2 protein-coding genes are annotated in these 3,967 nt (G+C 66.7%); both read right to left on the minus strand.

The genetic code is table 11. From position 1 onward, the window contains the following. Positions 1-209: 209 nt before the first annotated feature. Positions 210-359 (minus strand): hypothetical protein, encoded by a 150-nt coding sequence (locus RB628_RS39710; RefSeq protein ID WP_318325512.1) that lies wholly within the window; start codon positions 357-359, stop codon positions 210-212. Positions 360-601: 242 nt separating this feature from the next. After that, on the minus strand, positions 602-3,310 hold the full coding sequence (locus tag RB628_RS39715) for a DUF4157 domain-containing protein (RefSeq protein WP_318325513.1): 2,709 nt from the start codon (positions 3,308-3,310) through the stop codon (positions 602-604). Positions 3,311-3,967: the final 657 nt, after the last annotated feature.

Consider the following 3,967-nt stretch of genomic DNA (forward strand, 5'->3'; position numbering starts at 1 on the left):
GCCCGCTTGACGACCGTCGGTGTTGGCCTGGAGGCGAGATTCGGGATTCGGGACGGCTTGGGGGTAGGCGGATGGCGACTTCACCGGCGGCGAGCCAGCCCCTCGCACCAGTCTCGGACTGGTGGCAGCCGGAGATCCTCAGCTGGGTCCTGACCGGCCGCAGCGCCCGCTCTCCGCGGATGTCGGTGAAGGGCACATGCCGAGGGTCGTCAGCCGGTGGAGACCTCCGCCCCGCCCACGTCCTTGATCAGCTGCGCGGTCCGCTGAACGGGGACGTGCGGGAAGACCAGCAGGTAGACGGCGAGCGCATGCAGGTTCGGTCCGTAGGAGGACGGGGATCCGGCGACCGGCTCAGGCATCGGCTCGGCGGTGACCGGCCAAGTCGCCGCTCCACCTCCGGCGGCTCCTCGTTCGGCCGCTGGAGCAACTCGATCGACGGGAGGAGATCCTCACGCGACGCAGACTCCAGCCCCGACAGCACGACCGCGGATCGGATCCTGTCGCGCCCACACCGCACCTGTCGCATCGGCAGAAGCAGCACACGCGACCGGCCTCCTCATGCTTCCTCGCAGTCGCGGATCGGCCTCCCACCTCTTCGGCTTCATGCCTCCTCCACGAAGACCGCCTCGTCCTCCTTCACCTTCGCCGCCGCGGCCGCTCCGGCAACCTCTTCCTCCCTCATCGGGGTCAGTTGCGCGCCCGATGGCAGAAGGATCTCCGCTTCGTCGATCTTGCTGGAGAACGGAGCGATGTCCCGGCCGTACTTGCCGACCAGCTTGGCGACGATCAGAAGACCCCTGCCCGCGCCGCCCTTGCGGAATTCGTCGGCGGTCGCCTTGTCGCGGCTGAAGCTGAGGAAGTGTCGAAGCCGCTTGCCCTTCGCCCACGACCGCTTCGCCCACCGCAGTCCCATGCTCGTGCTCGCCTTCTCACCCCGGTATGCCAGGACGGGCGACTCCTTGCCGACCTTCGGCAACTGCTGAAGGGCGTCGTAGGCCATGTCCGCCTGCCAGGCGATCTCCGCGTACAGGCGCCGCCCCAACGACGGAAGCTCGCTCCGGTACTTCATCCACTCCGCTGCGGCCTTCATCCTCCTCCCGAAACGCGCTCTGTTCGCGCGCACGAACTGATCCGACACGAGCCTCTTCGGCATCTTCGTTTCGTAGGCGCCCGTACCATATCCCTCCTTCACTATCTCGTTGACCTTGCGCCAGAACAAAAGATGTCCCAGTAGACGCTTTCCCGGATTCCAGGAATGACGATACTTCATGGTGTCGTTCATCAACGGGAAGAGCGGTCCGGACCACGCAGTCAACGCCTGTCGATTACCCTTGGAGAGAAGCCGCTTGAAATCTTCGACACTGAGCTTGTTCTCATCTCGATACGCGTCAAGGACTTCTTTGCGCCTTTCGAGCCTTCCTTTCTTGGCAGCCAACCGATACGCCTTAAGCCCCTGATCACTCGTCCTTTCCATGTGGGGAGGCAGCGAGGCCATGAACTCGTTGTACATCGTATTGAAATTCTCGAGGTCCGGGTCGTTGATATACTCGTCGAGAGCTTCATGCGCCGACTTGAACGAGCTGGATTCATGCTCGACAATCCCGCCGGAATTGATCGCGTCCTCGTACAGGCGGTCGTGGGGCAGCCCGGATTCGCCGGCAATCGCACGCACCTCGCCGATCTCCGGCTTTCCGGGGAGGTTCTGGTACGCGTCGACGAAGGTGTAGCGGGAACTTGACGGGTCCCGGCCGTCGATCCGGACGCGGGCGATCCCGGCACCACGCTGAATCTCGAACAGCGTGTGGTCCCCGCCGGGCAGCATCCAGGCCATCAGCGCACCCAGGAACGTCTCCTGCTGCTGCGGGGTGAGGCCGATGATCTTCGCAGCCTGGAGCATCCTGGCCGTGGTCGCCGAGATGCCCGTCTGCACCGGGATCCCGAGGGAGCCGACCCGCCGCGACCAGCGGTTCGAGATCCGCCGGTACGCGACCGATCCCTCCCGCCAGGGCAGGGGCTGATTGTCCCTGAGTTGCTCGCCCTCATCCAGTTCCTGCTTCTTCCGCAGGTGCTGTTCGACGAAGCCTCGCTCCAGGCCGCCGAGGGGCGTGCCCGCCTCGGCATAGAACTCCGGCGTCCTGGGCCGCACGTCGTTCGCGCCGATCCTGCGGCGCCGACGCACGCTCGCCGCCAAAGTGAACGACTGGAACCACGGCGACGCGGACAGCGCCGTGACGTTGCCCGTCGCGAACGGGTCCTTGGCGAACATCTTCATCACCGAGGACGCGGCACGCCGACGGTAGCTCCTCAACCACCGGCCGACGCGCCGCAGCTCTTCCCGCTGCTCCACCGTCGCGGTCGGCGTCGTGGCGAATGCCCGCTCCGCCGCACCCGAGATGATCTGATTCTGGAGAGTGTCGACGGATCCGGCGGTATCCGGTAGGCGATTGCCGTTGTAGTAGGCGGCGTTGAAGAAGGCCGTCATCAGTTCGCGGACGTTGCCCTCTTTGAGCAGTTGCTCGTATTCGACGTCCGTCCCGACCTGCCCGGCAGACGTCGCGTCGTCGCGGAAGAACACTCTCTTCGCGCGCTCCTCGGCCTTCTCCCGCACATCAACGTTCGGATCTTCCTTCTCCAACTCCTTCCCTATGATGATACTGAGCGTGTCCTTCAACTTTTCGACAGCGATCCTGGCGAGCTTTTTGGTATCCGCGTCCACGAAGTAGTGGGCACCGACGCTGGCTTCGAACTCCCGGACGTACTCATCCACCTTGGTCTTGTTCTTTTCCCTACGGAACTCCCGGAAGCCCAGGGGTGCCCGGTACGGCTCCTCGAGCCGCTGTACCGACGGCGCGGCCTGCACGGCCGCCCCCGGCACCACCGTGACCGCACCCTGCTGGACGGTGTGCGTCAGCTCATGTGCCAAGAGCGCATCGCCGGCGGTCGTCCCCGGCCGGAACTCGGCACGCCGAACGAACACATCCGAGCCCACCGTGAACGCCCGCGCTCCCAAGGACTCGTTCAACCGATCCGACTCGCTGCCCACATGCACGCGCACGCCGCTGAAATCCGCGCCCGACGCACCTTCCATCCGCCGCCGGATCCCCTCCGGCACCGGACGCCCGCCCCCACGCAACCGGTCCACCGCACCCGTCACCGCCGGATCCGCCGCACCGCCGCTCACGGCCGGCACACCCCTGGCGGACACCGGCGCCCGGCGCAACGACGTGCCTGTGACCCGTTCCGCGATCCGATCGGCCTCCCGTTCCAGCGGATGGTCGACCGGACCCACGTCGAGTGCCGTCTGGATCATGCGCTGAACGTGGCGGTTGCCGAACCGGCGATGCAGGTCCGCCACAGGCTTCTGAGGGCCACCAGGCCCGCGGCCACGGACTGCGGAACCCGCACTTCCCTCCGGCTGCTCCGGTCCGCGGGTGGCATCGTGCCGCGGAGCCGACGAGAACGGCATACGTCTCCTCCTGACCTGACAGTCGACTCGCCGCCGTCGGCCCGCCCTTCACGTTCTCCCGACCACAACACGCCGCAGGATTGCAGGATCAGACGGAGCGACACGGTCACTGGTACACGGCGGGTGTCTCAACGGTGTCTGCTAGGACGTCTTCGGCGGCGCCGCAGCGGACGCCGAAGACACAGCCGGGCCGAGGTCCGGTCGCATCGCGGTCGGCTCGAGGGTGGCGCCGCGCCGGCCGGAGGCCACCGGTGGCTGTGCCACAGCCGGTCCGATACCCACGGCGGCGGGCGCCCGGCTCAGGCCGACCGGAATGCCGACCGACGTCATCGCCGTACCCCTCGCGAGGTACGAGCAGCCCGTTCAGTCACCGGTCAGGCGCTCCCCCAGCCCGACCGCCAGGCCGAAGCCGGCGACATCGCGATCACCAAACTCCTTCGGCACGTCCTGGCGGGCAGCGGAGCCTGCTGCGTGGTCAGTTCGCCCCGCAGGTACCTCTCG

It is taken from the genome of Streptomyces sp. ADMS, assembly GCF_033441795.1.
Taxonomy (GTDB): Bacteria; Actinomycetota; Actinomycetes; order Streptomycetales; family Streptomycetaceae; genus Streptomyces.